At 68.0% G+C, this 13970-nt stretch carries 13 protein-coding genes; 7 read left to right on the plus strand and 6 right to left on the minus strand.

Annotated features, from left to right (window positions below):
* Positions 1 to 15: 15 nt before the first annotated feature.
* Entirely contained in the window at positions 16 to 732 is a 717-nt protein-coding gene (locus ACFVTM_RS16220) for an IclR family transcriptional regulator (protein ID WP_390204641.1), read from the minus strand.
* A gap of 221 nt (positions 733 to 953) precedes the next feature.
* Between ACFVTM_RS16220 and ACFVTM_RS16225 the strand changes: the two genes are divergently transcribed.
* The 3 genes from ACFVTM_RS16225 to ACFVTM_RS16235 all read left to right on the plus strand — a co-directional run bounded on the left by ACFVTM_RS16225 (position 954) and on the right by ACFVTM_RS16235 (position 4484).
* Positions 954 to 1487 carry a flavin reductase family protein gene (locus ACFVTM_RS16225; protein ID WP_390204643.1) on the plus strand — a complete coding sequence of 178 codons (534 nt, stop codon included), beginning with the start codon at positions 954 to 956 and terminating at the stop codon, positions 1485 to 1487.
* Between the two features lie 61 nt (positions 1488 to 1548).
* Positions 1549 to 3003 (plus strand): 4-hydroxyphenylacetate 3-monooxygenase, oxygenase component, encoded by a 1455-nt coding sequence (gene hpaB, locus ACFVTM_RS16230; protein ID WP_390204645.1) that lies wholly within the window; start codon positions 1549 to 1551, stop codon positions 3001 to 3003.
* A 146-nt stretch (positions 3004 to 3149) separates the two neighbouring features.
* Positions 3150 to 4484, plus strand: coding sequence for an MFS transporter (locus ACFVTM_RS16235; RefSeq protein ID WP_390204646.1), 1335 nt, complete (start codon positions 3150 to 3152; stop codon positions 4482 to 4484).
* Between the two features lie 93 nt (positions 4485 to 4577).
* Here the strand turns inward: ACFVTM_RS16235 and ACFVTM_RS16240 are convergent, their stop codons facing one another.
* The 5 genes from ACFVTM_RS16240 to ACFVTM_RS16260 all read right to left on the minus strand — a co-directional run bounded on the left by ACFVTM_RS16240 (position 4578) and on the right by ACFVTM_RS16260 (position 9358).
* On the minus strand, positions 4578 to 5405 hold the full coding sequence (locus ACFVTM_RS16240; RefSeq protein ID WP_390204648.1) for an alpha/beta fold hydrolase: 828 nt from the start codon (positions 5403 to 5405) through the stop codon (positions 4578 to 4580).
* Positions 5406 to 5409: 4 nt separating this feature from the next.
* Positions 5410 to 5739, minus strand: a complete 330-nt coding sequence (locus ACFVTM_RS16245; protein ID WP_390204650.1) for a biotin/lipoyl-containing protein — start codon at positions 5737 to 5739, stop codon at positions 5410 to 5412.
* Positions 5732 to 6769: an alpha-ketoacid dehydrogenase subunit beta gene (locus tag ACFVTM_RS16250; protein ID WP_390204651.1), complete on the minus strand. Its 1038-nt coding sequence runs from the start codon at positions 6767 to 6769 to the stop codon at positions 5732 to 5734. The genes ACFVTM_RS16245 and ACFVTM_RS16250 overlap by 8 nt, the downstream gene beginning before the upstream one ends.
* Entirely contained in the window at positions 6762 to 7799 is a 1038-nt protein-coding gene (locus ACFVTM_RS16255; RefSeq protein ID WP_390204652.1) for a thiamine pyrophosphate-dependent enzyme, read from the minus strand. The genes ACFVTM_RS16250 and ACFVTM_RS16255 overlap by 8 nt, the downstream gene beginning before the upstream one ends.
* A 182-nt stretch (positions 7800 to 7981) precedes the next feature.
* Positions 7982 to 9358, minus strand: coding sequence for an amino acid permease (locus ACFVTM_RS16260; RefSeq protein WP_390204835.1), 1377 nt, complete (start codon positions 9356 to 9358; stop codon positions 7982 to 7984).
* 183 nt (positions 9359 to 9541) lie between these two features.
* On the opposite strand from ACFVTM_RS16260, the gene ACFVTM_RS16265 reads away from it, so the two are divergent.
* The 4 genes from ACFVTM_RS16265 (at position 9542) to nadB (ending at position 13947) form a co-directional block, all read left to right on the plus strand.
* The gene (locus tag ACFVTM_RS16265; RefSeq protein ID WP_390204653.1) at positions 9542 to 10015 is read left to right on the plus strand and encodes an Lrp/AsnC family transcriptional regulator; all 474 of its coding nucleotides are present in this window, start codon (positions 9542 to 9544) and stop codon (positions 10013 to 10015) included.
* 181 nt (positions 10016 to 10196) lie between these two features.
* Positions 10197 to 10913 carry an NUDIX domain-containing protein gene (locus ACFVTM_RS16270; protein ID WP_390204837.1) on the plus strand — a complete coding sequence of 239 codons (717 nt, stop codon included), beginning with the start codon at positions 10197 to 10199 and terminating at the stop codon, positions 10911 to 10913.
* Positions 10910 to 12223: a quinolinate synthase NadA gene (nadA, locus tag ACFVTM_RS16275; protein ID WP_390204654.1), complete on the plus strand. Its 1314-nt coding sequence runs from the start codon at positions 10910 to 10912 to the stop codon at positions 12221 to 12223. Before ACFVTM_RS16270 ends, nadA begins: the two co-directional genes overlap by 4 nt.
* Positions 12220 to 13947, plus strand: a complete 1728-nt coding sequence (gene nadB / locus ACFVTM_RS16280; protein ID WP_390204656.1) for an L-aspartate oxidase — start codon at positions 12220 to 12222, stop codon at positions 13945 to 13947. The genes nadA and nadB overlap by 4 nt, the downstream gene beginning before the upstream one ends.
* The last annotated feature ends 23 nt before the right edge of the window (positions 13948 to 13970 follow it).

Consider the following 13970-nt stretch of genomic DNA (forward strand, 5'->3'; position numbering starts at 1 on the left):
CGACGCGGCGGGCGCCTAGCCCAGCTGCGCCTCGATGCGCCGCGCCGCCCCCGTGAGGGCCCCGGCAACATCGTCCGGATCCTGGGCGGCACGGATGTAGACGACGGCGAGGGCGGCCGGCCGGCCGCCCGGCACCCGCAGCGGGACCGCGATGGAGGACACGCCGGCGATCACCTCGTCATGGCTCGCGGCAAAGCCGCGGCGCCGGGCCTCGGCCGCCTCGGGCCGGTACGGGATGCCCGGGGTCAACGCCTGCCACTCCTGCTCAGCGAAGGCGGACTGGATGGCGATGCCTGGGGCCCCGGCGCTGATGGGATGCCGCGACCCCGGATGCTGCACGACGGCGGCGCCGCTGTGCCGCGGATCCACAGTCACCAGCGTCACGCACTCCTCCCGGTCCCAGACCGCCACGAAGGCGCTCATCGTCAGGGTGTTGGCCAGCTGGGTCAGTTCCGGCAGGGCCGCCGCCTGCAGGTCACGGGAGACACCGCGCGCCAGGACGGCGAGGCCGGGCCCCGGCTGGACGCGGCCGCCGTCGTCGCGCACCAGAAGCGAATGGTCCTCGAGCGTGCGCAGGATCCGGTAGGCCACGGAGCGGTGGACGCCCATGGCGTCGGCGAGCTCGGCAATGGTGAGCGGTTGTTGGGCTTCGGCGAGAATCTCCAACGCCCTGATGCCGCGGGACAGCGTCTGGGACGGGGAAGCCTGGGCGGTGCCGGCGTTCGGGGTCATGGGGTCCATCCTAGGGGCGGGATCGCTGGAGGCCGGCCGGTCATACCGGATAGCCCTTGTGTTCCGAAACACGGTCCGCTAGCGTTCTATATGGGAATTACTTGTTCGATTATAGAACAAGGTTTATCAAAAAACACTGTCCGTCAAGAAACACAGCTTGGTTAAAGCACAGATCATCCGAACACAGCACAGGGAATCGCCACGACCGCAAGGAATCAAAGATGATTGCCAAGCCACGCGACCAGGCCGGGAGCATCCAGGGCCGGGTTTCTGCCCCCCGGGCCAATCACTTCCGGGGCAGCCTCGGCCGGTTCGCCACCGGCGTCGCGATCGTGACCTTCGACGGGGTGACGAAGCGCCACGGCATCACCGTGAACTCCTTCACGTCGGTCTCGATGGACCCCCCGCTGGTGCTGGTGAGCATTGCCCGCACCGCGAAGGCCCACGACGAACTCGCCGGCCGGCCCTTCACCGTGAACATCCTCGGCGCCGAACAGCGGCACCTGGCCATGCACTTCGCCGGACGCCCCGGCCCTGAGCCGCCGTGGGTGGAGGGAGACACCGCGCCGCGGCTGTCCAATGTGCTGGCCTACTTCGAATGCAAGCCCTGGGCGGCGTACGACGGCGGCGACCACACCCTGTATGTCGGCGAGGTAGTGGATTTCAACTACCGCAACGGCGACGCCCTGGCGTTCGCCAACAGCGCCTTCACCACCATCCCGGAAAGCCAGCTGGGCATGGAGGACCTGCTCTAGTGCACCTTTACGACGAAACCACTCAACAGTGACACCACACAACAGTGACTGGAGAAATCCCATGGGTATCCGTACCGGACAGCAGTATCTGGCCAAGCTCAATGCCATGACCCCGCACGTAGTGATCGACGGCGAGGTGGTCAGCGAGAAGATCGCCGAGCATCCGGCCTTCCGCAATGTGGCCCGTTCCTACGCCAGGCTCTTCGACATGCAGCACGACCCGAAGTACCAGGAGGCGCTCACTTACACCTCGCCGAGCACCGGGGACCTTGTCAACGCCTCCTTCCTGGTGCCGAAGACCGTCGAGGACCTCCAGCGCCGCCGCCGCGCCATCTCCACCTGGGCTGAGTCCTCCAACGGCTTCCTTGGCCGCTCCGGGGACTACATGAACTCCGCGCTCACCGCGCTGGGCACGGCGGGGGAATGGTTCGCGCAGGCGGATCCGAAGTTCGGCGAGAACATCCGCAACTACTACGAGTGGGCCCGGGAAAACGACCTGCTGGCCACGCACACCCTCATCCCGCCGCAGGTGAACCGTTCGGTATCCGGTTCGGAGCAGTTCAGCGGCCAGGTCTCGGCCCGGATCGTGGAGGAGCGCCAGGACGGGATCGTCATCGAGGGCGCACGGATGCTCGCCACCATCGCCCCGATCGCGGACGAGCTCCTCGTGTTCCCGTCCACGGTGCTGCGGGGCACCCCGGAAGATGCGCCGTACTCGTACGCCTTCGCAATACCCAACGACGCTCCGGGCCTGCGCTACCTGTGCCGCACGTCGCTGTACAACGGCGGCAGCACCCACGACGAACCGCTGGCCTCCCGCTACGAGGAAATGGACGCCGTCGCGGTCTTTGACCACGTCTTTGTGCCCAACGAGCGCATCTTCATGCTGGGCCACCCGGAGCTGTGCAACAGCTTCTACACCGAGACGGGCGCCGGCGCGCTCATGACCCACCAGGTGGTCACCCGCACCATCGCCAAGAGCGAGTTCTTCCTGGGCCTGGCGTCGGAACTGGCCGAATCGATCGGCATTGACGGGTTCCAGCACATCCAGGAGGACATCGCGGAGCTGATTATCGACGTCGAAATCGGCCGGGCCCTGGTCCGCGCCTCGGAAGCCGACGCGGGGCTCAACGACGCCGGCGTCATGCTGCCGAAGTGGTCCACCCTGAACGCCGCCCGCAACTGGTACCCGAAGATCGCCCAGCGCTTTCCGCAGATCATCCGGAAGTTCTCGGCGTCGGGCCTCATGGCATTGCCCGGCGAGGCGGACGTCAACAGCGAGGCCCGGGCGGACATCGAGCTGTACCTGCAGGGCAAGAACCTGACCGGCCCCGAGCGCGTCCGGCTGTTCAAGCTGGCCTTCGACGCCTCGATCTCCGGCTTCTCCGGGCGGCAATCGCTCTACGAGTACTTCTTCTTCGGCGACCCGGTGCGCATGGCCGGGGCCCTCGTGAACACCTACGACCGCGAGCCGGTCCGGGCCAGGGTCCGCGAGCTCCTGAACCGCACCGCCTGAATTTCCAAAGATGTGTGCCTAATCACACATTGCATTGTATGATTCTGGAAACTAACTGACCGTTCGATCAGTAAATTCAGAGGCATCAGCTAGTCACCTCGCACCCACCCCCGGGCAGTATTTCTGCCCCCAGCAACGGAGTTTCAATGACCGCAACTTCACGTGTCGATACCGAGGCGGGCCCCAGCAGCAAGCATGAGGAACGCAAGGTCCTGGCGGGCACGCTGGTCGGGACCACCATCGAGTGGTACGACTTCTTCATCTTCGCCCAATTGACGGCAACGCTGCTGTCACCGCTGTTCCTGGCGCCGCTGAACGCCTCCAACCCGGGCCTGGCGCAGATCCTGTCCTTTGCCCTCATCGGCATCAGCTTCCTGTTCCGCCCGCTCGGCGCCATCGTCGCCGGCCACCTGGGTGACCGCCTCGGCCGCAAGGCCATGCTGGTCTTCACCCTCATCATGATGGGTGCCGCCACGGCGCTGATCGGCATGCTGCCGACCTACGCCCAGATCGGCTTCTGGGCTCCGGTCCTGCTGATCCTGCTTCGCGTCATCCAGGGCTTCTCCGCCGGTGGTGAATGGGGCGGTGCCGCGCTGATGGCGGTCGAGCACGCTCCCAAGAGCAAGCGGGGCCTGTTCGGGGCCTACCCGCAGATCGGCGTGCCCGTGGGCATGATCCTCGCCACGGGCCTGCTGTACTTCCTCAACACCAGCATGTCCAAGGAAGACTTCGCATCCTGGGGCTGGCGTGTGCCGTTCCTGCTCTCCATCGTGCTGATCGTCGTCGGCTACCTGATCCGCCGGGCGGTCGCCGAGAGCCCCGTTTTCAAGGAGATGCAGGAGCGCAAGGAAGGGAGCAAGGCGCCCCTGGGCGAGCTTCTCCGCAAGCATAAGAAGGCCGTCCTCTACTCCACGATGATCTTCATCGGCAACAACGCTGCCGGCTACCTGCTGATCGCGTTCTTCATCTCCTACGCCACCAAGTCCCTGAAAATGCCTGTTGCGCAGATCCTGCTGGCCACGACGCTCGCTTCCTTCGGCTGGCTGATCTTCACCCTGGTCGGCGGCTGGCTGTCGGACAAGATTGGCCGCGTCAGGACGTTCCTGCTCGGCTACGGCATCGTCTTCGCCTGGATGATCCCGATGTTCGCGCTGATCGACACCAAGGACATCCTGCTCTACGGCGTGGCACTCTTCGTGCTCACGGTCGGCCTGGGCCTGTCCTACGGCCCCATGTCCGCCATGTATGCCGAGATGTTCCCGGCAAACGTTCGCTACTCGGGAATCTCGATCGGCTACGCCTTCGGCGCCATCCTCGGCGGCGCGTTCGCTGCCACCATCGCCGAGGCGCTGCTGCAGGGCACAGGGTGGACCGGTTCCATCGGCATCTACATCATGATCCTCTGCGTCATCTCCGCAGTCGGCGTCCTGCTCGCCGGGGAAACGAGGGGCCGCCCGCTCGGCGTCAGCAGCCACCACTAGGCTGAGGTTACGGCCGGCAAAGAAAGGCACAAAAGAGGCACGGACCGCGGTCCGTGCCTCTTTTGTGTCTTCTTGTCCTGTGGCCGCCTCGGCTTAGACGCCCAGGAAGCTGATGGCACCCTGCTTGAAGGCGCGGCTGGTGATCGCGTTGGTGTGGTTGCGGGCCGGCAGTACGAGCTGTTCGACCATGGCGCCGGCCTTCGCGCCGAGGGCGGCGAGTTCCGGCATGGTGGAGGCCCGGTCATCCTTTTCCCCGGCGACGAGGAGTATCGGCATGTGGGGGACGGCTTCGGCGGGATCGTACGGCTCGGTCTTGATCGCCTCGATCAGAGAGAGCAGCGCGAAGATGTTGTTGCTGGGCAGCAGCATGGCCATCTTCAGCAGTCCCGCGGTCGATTCGTCCGCGATCGGGGTGCCGTCGGCCAGGTACCGCTGCGCGGCGATGAGGTCGAAGTCCGCCAGCGGATCGGCGACGTTGGGCCCGCCCAGGACCAGCCGGTGCACCAGCTCATGCTGGGTGGCGCCGAACTCCCACGCGAGCCGGGATCCCAGCGAATAGCCGATCACGTCGAGCCCGCTGGACGGGTCGCCGTCGCGCAGGGGCCGGGCGCCGGCGTCGAACACTATTTGCAGCAGGTCCGCGCGGATACGGCTGGGGGAGTACGAGTCCATGTCCTCGGGGGCACCGCTGCGGCCGTGGCCAGGCAGGTCCACGGTGATGACGCGCCGGCCGGCCTCCAGCAGCGCGGCGAGCCAGCCGGTGTCCTCCCAGTTGAGCTTGGAAGAGGAGGAGAAGCCGTGCAGCAGCAGGACCGGTCGGAGCCCGGCGTCGTTCTGGGGCTCATGCACCTGCACATAAAGCTGGGGGTCGGTGCCCTCCACCGTGTGGGAATGCAGTTCGCCGGTGTGTCTGCCGCTCATGCTCTCAGTCCTCATCAAGTACGGCGCTCAGGCGGACCCGGCGCTTTGGTGCCTCTTCGTTCGGGACCGTGCCCACGATGCCGGCGGTGTTGTCCGGCACCTCAAACACAATCAGGGGCTCGCCGACATTGATCTTGTCGCCGGGCCCGCCGTAGATACGCACTACCTTACCTGCCTGCGGGCTGGGCAATTCAACGGCCGACTTGGTGGTTTCGACCTCCACGAGCGGCTGGTTGCGCTCCACCTGCTCGCCCGGTGAAACCAGCCATTCGAGCACGGTGGCCTCGATCAGGCCCTCGCCAAGATCCGGGAGCGGGAAGGAAAGTTCAGCCACGTTTGTACTCCAATACTCGCTGGATGCCGAAGAGGATCCGGTCAATGTTCGGGATGTATTCATCTTCCAGGTCGCCCGAGGGGTACGGGACGTCGAAGCCGGTGACCCGCTCCACCGGCGCCTTAAGAGTGTCGAAACAGCTCTGCGTGATCAGCTGCGCCACTTCGGCGCCGAGGCCCGAGGTCAGCGGCGCTTCGTGGACGACGACGGCGCGGCGCGTCTTGCGCACGGAGGCGGCCAGCGCCTCGGCGTCGATCGGCTTGAGCCAGCGCAGGTCCAGGACCTCGATGTCGATCCCGTCCTCGGCCGCGAGCTCGGCCACCTGCAGGCAGCGCGCCACCATGGCGCCCCACGCGACGAGCGTCAGGTGGCGGCCCGTGCGCATCACCTTGGCACCTTCGGGGGAGCCTGCGGCATCGTGCCCGGCGGCGTACACCTCGCCCTTCTGCCAGTACCGCGACTTCGGCTCCATGAAGACCACCGGGTCCGGCCGCGTCGCGGCGTACTTGAGCAGGTGGTACGCCTCGTTCGGGTTCGACGGCGACACGACCTTCAGGCCCGGGACATGGGCGAAGAGCGCCTCGAGGCTTTCGCCGTGGTGCTCGGGGGCCCGGATGCCGCCGAAGCTGGGCACCCGCAGGGTGATGGGCATCGGCATGGTCCCCCGGCTGCGGTAGTTCATCCGGGCGATCTGGCAGACGATCTGGTTGATGGCCGGGTAGGCGAAGCCGTCGAACTGGACCTCGGGGATGGGGTGGAAGCCGGCCATCGCCAGGCCCACGGACATGCCCAGGATGCCCGATTCCGCCAGCGGCGTGTCGAAGACTCGCTTTTCGCCGTGCTTGGCCTGCAGCCCGTCGGTGATGCGGAAGACGCCGCCGAGCCGGCCGCAGTCCTCGCCGAAGATGACGGCCTTGGGGTTCTCGGCGAGAACCTCGTCGAGGGCCCGGTTCAGCGCCTGCTGCATCGACATCACGGTGGTGGAAGCGGGCGTGTTAGCCGTCTCGCTTTCAAGAATCGAGTTAGACATGTTCGGACTCCTCGCGCCAGTTGGCAGCCTGGGCCTGCAGGGCAGGGGTGGTTTCCTGGAAGACCAGGTCAAACATCTCGGTCCCGGGGCGGGAGCCGAGGGCCTGGATGCCAGTGCGGATCTGCTCCTCCTCGGCCTGGGCCGCGGCCAGCGCTTCGGCGAAGAACGCCTCGTCCGCGGTTCCGTCGGCCAGCAGCCGGCGCCGGAGGCGCTCCAGCGGGTCGACGCCGGCGCCGTCGCGTTCCTCGTCGAGGGAGCGGTAGCGGCCCGGATCATCGGAGGTGGAGTGCGGGCCGCGGCGGTAGGTCATGGCCTCGATGAGCACCGGGCCGCCGCCGGAGCGGGCATGGGCGAAGGCGCGGCGGGTCGCCTCGAGAACCGCGACGACGTCGTCGCCGTCGATCTGCAGCGCCGGGATGCCGTAGCCGGCGGCGCGGGCCGCGACGGAGCCGCCGGCCACCTGCCGATCGGTGGGGACCGAGATGGCCCAGCCGTTGTTCTGTACGAAGAACACCACCGGGGCCTTCATGACGGCGGCGAAGTTCATCGCCTCGTGCACATCGCCCTGCGAGGAGGCGCCGTCGCCGAAGTAGGTCAGGGCGACGCCGTCCTTCCCATCGAGTGTCTGGCCGTGGGCCCAGCCGACGGCGTGCAGGACGGACCCGCCCACCACCGCCTGGATCGGGGCGAGCCGGGATTCCAGCGGGTTGTACAGCCCGCCGTGCCACGTGGCCTTGTGCGTGGACATGTAGGCCACCATGTCCACGCCCATGGTCCGGGCGACGCCCATTTCGCGGTAGGTGGGGAAGACGAAGTCGCGGGTGGTGTCAACGGCGTAGCCGCTGCCCACCTGGGCCGCTTCCTGGCCGAGCTCGGGGGCGTAGCCGGGGATGATGCCCTGCCGCTGCCAGGCGATGGCGGACGTATCGAGGTGGCGGACGGCCACCATCAGCGTATAGAGCTCGCGGAGCTCGTCGGCAGTGAGGGGCCCGGCAGCGCCGCCGGAAGCCACGGGGAGAAGTGTGTCCATGCCTGTGACCCTAGTCACCGGCGGCGGGGTGGGCAATCAGCCTAGGCCGGGGTGCCCAGACTGCATACTTCTGCCGCCCCTGCCGCCGGTGGACTTGGCAATTTGTCTAGCCAGCGGGCTGTCGATTCGGGCTCGCCACTATCCCTGCTGCTAGCTACTTGAGCGGAGGCCGCGACGGCGGGCTACTTGCGGGTGACCCGGGCGCCGATCCAGCAGGCGGCGGCGATTCCGGCCACCAGGGCCAGGGTGCTGAAGAGCTGCTTGCTGCTGTCCGGGCCGGTGAAGCCGACCGCGAAGATCAGCGCCAGGAGCACGAGCCCGAAGATCGTCAGCCCGGGGAAGCCCTTCATCCGCAGCGGCAGCGCGGTGCCCTCGCGGTCCGCGCGGCGCCGGAGGATCAGCTGGGACACGAGGGCGGTACCCCACACCACAAGGCAAGTGGAGCCGACCAGCTGGAACAGGGCGGGCAGGATCTGTTCCGGGAACAGCAGTTCGAGCACTGTGGCGATGAAGCCGAAGGCCACCGAGACGCCGACCGCCACCACGGGGACCCGGGCCTTGTTCAGCTTTGACAGGAACCGGGGGGCCTCGCCGCGCTCGGAGAGCGAGTACACCATGCGGGAGGCGCCGTAGAGGTTCGCGTTGAGGGCCGAGAGCAGCGCGACGACGGCGACGAGCGTGATGGCGGCGCCGGCGCCCGGGATGCGGGCGACGTCGAGGACCCCCGCGAACGGGGACTTCAGCGCCTCGGAGGTGGCGGGGAGGACGGCGGCGATGACGAACACTGAGCCGATGTAGAAGACCAGGATCCGCCAGACGACAGTGCGGATGGCCTGGGCGACGCTGCGCTCCGGGTTTTCGGTCTCTGCGGCGGCCACGCTGACGATCTCGGTCCCGCCGAAGGCGAAAATCACGACGAACAGGGCGGTGGCGATGCCGCCGAGGCCTGCGGGGGCGAAATCGGAGGTGATGTTGCTCAGTCCGGGGGAGGGGACGTCCGGCAGCCAGCCGAACAGCAGGGCGGCACCGATCGCCAGGAAGATCACGATGGCGGACACCTTGAGGATGGCGAACCAGAACTCGAACTCGCCGAAGTTCTTCACCCCGGCGAGGTTGATGGCCGTGAAGAGGACCATGAAGACCAGGGACAACGCCCAAACGGGGATGACCGGCCAGACCGTGAAGAGGAGCCCGGCGGCACCGAGGGCCTCGGCCGCGATGACGACCACGAGCTGCAGCCACCAGAGCCAGCCGACCGTGGCACCCGCCGTCGGTCCCATGGCCTTTTGCGCGTAAACCGAGAAGGCCCCGCTGTTGGGGTTGGCCGCGGCCATTTCACCCAGGGCCCACATGACAAGGATGATGAGCGTTCCTGCGACGAGGTAGGAGATCAGCACGGCCGGCCCGGCGGCCTGGATTCCCGCCCCTGAGCCCAGGAACAGGCCGGCGCCGATGGCGCTGCCCAATCCCATCATGGTCAGCTGGCGGGGCTTCATGCTGTGGCCCAGGGCCGGGGCCGGGAGCGTTGTGGGTGACGTCGCGGTGGACTTCGTTGTCATGGCGAACCTTCGTGTGGTCTGGATCATTGAGTCCTTATGGGACCTATTGAATTTACCGTCTTTGGGCGGGCCTTCCGGATCACCAGGCGGCTCCGGCCGTGAGAACATGGTGGCAGTTTGCTCACTGAATCGGAGCATTGAGGGCGGTTTGTCCGGTCCGGGCCACTTGGGAAGGAAAAATCCATGGATGTTGATCCGCTGGATGCAAAAATTGTCCGATTTTTCACGGATTCCCCCCGGGCGTCGGTGCTGGAGGCTTCCCGGGTACTGAAGGTGGCCCGGGCCACAGTGCAGTCGCGGCTGGACCGGATGCAGGACGGCGGTGTGATCGGCTCATGGGTGCCGCACCCCGATCCGGCGCACTTCGGCTACCCGGTGGTGGCGTTTTGTTCCCTCACCATCAACCAGGACCTCGGGCACGACGCCGTCGTGGAGGCCCTGGCGCGGATCCCCGAACTGATTGAGATCCACACCGTTTCCGGGAGTTCGGACCTCATGGCCCGCATTGCCGCGCGCTCCAATTCGGATCTCCAGCGTGTCCTCGATGCCATGATCGCCACCCGGACGGTCCTGCGGTCCTCCTCCGTGATTGTCCTCAACACCCACTTCCAGGCGCGCACCCTGCCGCTGCTGGAAGCCGCGGCCGCCAGTAAATGACCAGCGGACGGCCGGCATGTGGCCAGCGGGCGTCCTGCATGTGACCTGAAACATTTTGCGCTCGGGCGGCGCCGTCGTATCATTAGTTCTAGTCAATCTGACTATAACTAATCCGGCGGTCGGGCCGGAGACGTCCGGGCAGTCCCCAGCGGACCCGGCCGGGACTTCGGAAGGCGGGTGGATCACCGTTTACACCGCAGCAGCCAACGTCTCGGAGCGCCAGACCGCTCCGCCGTCGCTGGCCATCTCCACCGTGATCTTTGCGCTGCGTCCCAGCGAGAAGTCCGGACGCCCCACCCTCTGGATCCCGCTGGTGCGCCGGATCCGCGAACCGTTCAAGGGCCTCTGGGCACTGCCCGGCGGTCCGCTCACGCACTCCGAGTCACTCCAGGACGCCGCGTCGCGGAACCTGCGCGAGACCACAGGCCTGGACCCGAACTACCTCGAGCAGCTCTACGCCTTCGGCGGACTGCACCGTTCACCCACCCAGCGCGTGGTCTCCATTGTGTACTGGGCCCTCGTGCAGCCCACCGAGGCAGCGCTCGCGGACGAATCGGAGAACGTGCGCTGGTTCCGCGCCGACCGGCTCGGCGAGCTCGCCTTCGACCACAACGCGATCATCGACTACGCCCTGTGGCGGCTGCGCAACAAGATGGCCTACGGGTCCATCGCCTACCACCTGCTGGGCGAGTACTTCACCCTCGCCCAGGTCCGCGAAGTCTACGAGGCCGTCCTGGACCGCGAACTCGATCCCGCCAACTTCCGCCGGCAGGTCAAGGCCACCCCGGAAATCGAAGAAACCGATCAATACCTGCAGGGCGGCAAACACCGCCCGCCCCGCCTCTACCGCTTTACCGGCCGCCCAGGCCTTGACCCAGACAACAGGAGCACACCATGAGCAGCGTCAACACGGCAATCCAGCTGATCACGCGCGAGCAAGCCACCGCCAGCGCCAAGGGCCTTGCAACAGCAGCCTCCACCTGCAGCCCGGCCCTGGCCCGCGGGCCCTGGGACTACGACCTCGCCGAGGCCCTCGCCGGAACGCCCGCCTACGGACCGGGCGCCTCCTCCGCGGACGTCGCGCCGGTCTCGACCCCGCGGCAGGGCCAGCTCCCGGAAGAGTACAAGCTCGCCAGCGACGCCGAGCTCGACGCCCGGATCCGCGCCGCCAAAGCGGCGCTGGGGGACCGCGCCGTCGTGCTGGGGCACTTCTACCAGCGCGACGAAGTGATCGAATATGCCGACTTCGTGGGCGATTCCTTCCAGCTCGCCAACGCGGCCCTGACCCGGCCAGACGCGGAAGCCATCATCTTCTGCGGCGTGCACTTCATGGCCGAGACCGCGGACATCCTCTCCCGGCCGGACCAGGCAGTGATCCTGCCGAACCTGGCCGCGGGCTGCTCCATGGCGGACATGGCGGACATCGACTCGGTCACCGAGTGCTGGGAGCAGCTGGAAGAACTGTTCGGCACGGAGCCCGACGCCGACGGCCGGGTCCCGGTCATCCCGGTCACCTACATGAACTCCTCCGCAGCCCTGAAGGGCTTCTGCGGCGAGCACGGCGGGATCGTCTGCACCTCCTCGAACGCCGCGACCGTGCTGGAGTGGGCGTTCGAGCGCGGCCAGCGTGTGCTGTTCTTCCCCGACCAGCACCTGGGCCGGAACACCGCCAAGGCCATGGGGGTGCCGCTGGAGCAGATGCCCATGTGGAACCCGCGCAAGGACCTCGGCGGCAACGACGGGCAGGCCCTGCTCGATTCCCGGGTGATCCTCTGGCACGGCTTCTGCTCGGTCCACAAGCGCTTCAACGTGGGCCAGATCGAGAAGGCCCGCGCCGAGTTCCCGGGCGTCCAGGTGATCGTGCACCCGGAATGCCCCATGGAGGTGGTGGATGCCGCCGATTCCGCCGGGTCCACCGACTTCATCAAGAAGGCCATCGCCGCGGCCACGGAGCCCACCACGTTTGCGATCGGCACCGAGATCAACATGGTCAACCGGCTCGCCGCGGAATACCCGCAGCACACCATCTTCTGCCTGGACCCGGTGATCTGCCCCTGCTCCACGATGTACCGCATCCACCCCGGCTACCTTGCCTGGGTCTTGGAGGCGCTCGTCCGCGGCGAGGTGCTCAACCGCATCACCGTGGATGAGGACGTCGCCGCGCCGGCGCGCGTTGCGCTGGAACGGATGCTGGCGGCACGGCCGTGACCAGGCGGCTCGTGATTGTCGGCAGCGGGGTTGCGGGACTCTACGCGGCTCTGCTCGCCGCCGACGCCACCACTGCCGGCGGCCGTGACATCGAGGTGGTCCTCCTGAGCAAGGGGACGCTGGAGCAAAGCAACACCTTCTACGCCCAGGGCGGCGTCTCCGCCGTCCTGGCCCCGGGGGACGCCGCCCCCGGGGATTCCGTCGCAGCGCACATCGCGGACACGCTCGCCGCCGGTGCCGGGCTGAACGACGCCAAGGCGGTCCGCGTCCTGTGCACGGACGCCGTCCGGGACATCGCCGGCCTGGGCCGTTACGGTGTGCACTTCGACGTGCGTCCCGACGGCGGACCGGCCCTGGGCCTGGAAGCAGCGCATTCGGCGCCGCGCATCCTGCACGCCGGAGGCGACGCGACAGGCGCCTGCATCGCCCGCGGGCTTGTCGCCGCCGTCCTGGAACGCGCCGTGCTGGATCGTGCCGGCCGCGGCCGGCTCCGGGTGGAGACCAGCGCGTTCGTCACCGAACTTCTGACGGAACCGGAAACCCTGTCCGCATCCCTGTCCCAGACCGGCGGCGAGGATCCGACGCCGGCCCGGGTCACCGGCGTGGCCTATCTGGCCGGCGGCCGGCTCCAGCGGTTGGCCGCCGACGCCGTCCTGCTCGCCACCGGCGGTGCCGGGCGGCTCTTTGCCCGCACGAGCAATCCCAGCGTCGCCACCGCCGACGGGCTGGCCCTGGCCTGGCGCGCCGGTGCCGCTGTGCGGGACCTCGAGTTCTTCCAGTTCCACCCCACCACCCTTGCCGCCGAGGAAGTCCCCGGCGGCCCCCCGGCCCTGCTCATCTCCGAAGCCGTCCGCGGCGAGGGGGCCGTGCTGCTGGACTCCGCGGGGTACCGCTTCATGCCGGACTACCACCCGGACGCGGAACTGGCCCCCCGCGACGTCGTCTCCCGCAGCATCGCCCTGCACCTGGCCGCCACGGGGGCCGCAGCGGACAGCCCGGTCTATCTGGACGCACGTGGCATTGAGGCCGACCGGGGCGCCGGCTTCCTGGCCCGGCGGTTCCCCACCATCAGCGCGGCCACCCTGGCTGCCGGCTACGACTGGACCACAGAACCGGTCCCGGTGTCCCCGGCCGCCCACTACTGGATGGGCGGCGTGTGCACCGACCTGTGGGGCCGGACATCCGTTCCGGGCCTGTATGCCGCCGGCGAAGTCGCCCGTACGGGTGCGCAGGGGGCAAACCGGCTGGCGAGCAACTCGCTGCTGGAGGGCCTGGTGTTCGGCCGCCGCGCGGTGGAGGACTTCCTGCACGCCGACCCGGAGGCGGCCTGGCTTTCGCCGGTACCCGAGGACCTCTGCCCGGGCAGCCCGCTCCCGCCTGCTGAGGCCGTCACTCACAACACCGGCAGCACCGACGTTCCGTTCAGCCGCGCGGCCTTGGGGAGGCTCATGACCGCGGCCGCGGGAGTCACGCGCACCGGCGCCGATCTCGACGCCGCCGCGGCGCAGCTGGCCCGGTGGGCCGCCAGCCTCGCGGAGCGTGAAACAGCCGGGAGAAGCGCCGGGCTGGACCAGGCCGCCCATGAGGACCGGAACCTGCTCCTCGCGGCCCGTCTCCTCGTGGCGGCGGCCCTGAACCGGACGGAGTCCGTCGGCGCCCACTACCGGGCAGACACGGACTTCGCCTCAGCCCTCACCCATTCCATGCAAAGGATTTCCTCGTGACCACCACTGCCCACGCAACCGCT

Origin of the sequence: Arthrobacter sp. NPDC058130 (genome assembly GCF_042884475.1) — a bacterium.
GTDB lineage: Bacteria > Actinomycetota > Actinomycetes > Actinomycetales > Micrococcaceae > Arthrobacter.

Coding starts and splice junctions, on each gene's coding strand:
- ACFVTM_RS16260 (WP_390204835.1), bottom strand. CDS start 9,358: ATGACAACGAAGTCCACCGCGACGTCACCCACAACGCTCCCGGCCCCG.
- ACFVTM_RS16255 (WP_390204652.1), bottom strand. CDS start 7,799: ATGGACACACTTCTCCCCGTGGCTTCCGGCGGCGCTGCCGGGCCCCTC.
- ACFVTM_RS16240 (WP_390204648.1), bottom strand. CDS start 5,405: ATGAGCGGCAGACACACCGGCGAACTGCATTCCCACACGGTGGAGGGC.
- ACFVTM_RS16235 (WP_390204646.1), top strand. CDS start 3,150: ATGACCGCAACTTCACGTGTCGATACCGAGGCGGGCCCCAGCAGCAAG.
- nadA (WP_390204654.1), top strand. CDS start 10,910: ATGAGCAGCGTCAACACGGCAATCCAGCTGATCACGCGCGAGCAAGCC.
- hpaB (WP_390204645.1), top strand. CDS start 1,549: ATGGGTATCCGTACCGGACAGCAGTATCTGGCCAAGCTCAATGCCATG.
- ACFVTM_RS16250 (WP_390204651.1), bottom strand. CDS start 6,769: ATGTCTAACTCGATTCTTGAAAGCGAGACGGCTAACACGCCCGCTTCC.
- ACFVTM_RS16265 (WP_390204653.1), top strand. CDS start 9,542: ATGGATGTTGATCCGCTGGATGCAAAAATTGTCCGATTTTTCACGGAT.
- ACFVTM_RS16220 (WP_390204641.1), bottom strand. CDS start 732: ATGACCCCGAACGCCGGCACCGCCCAGGCTTCCCCGTCCCAGACGCTG.
- ACFVTM_RS16225 (WP_390204643.1), top strand. CDS start 954: ATGATTGCCAAGCCACGCGACCAGGCCGGGAGCATCCAGGGCCGGGTT.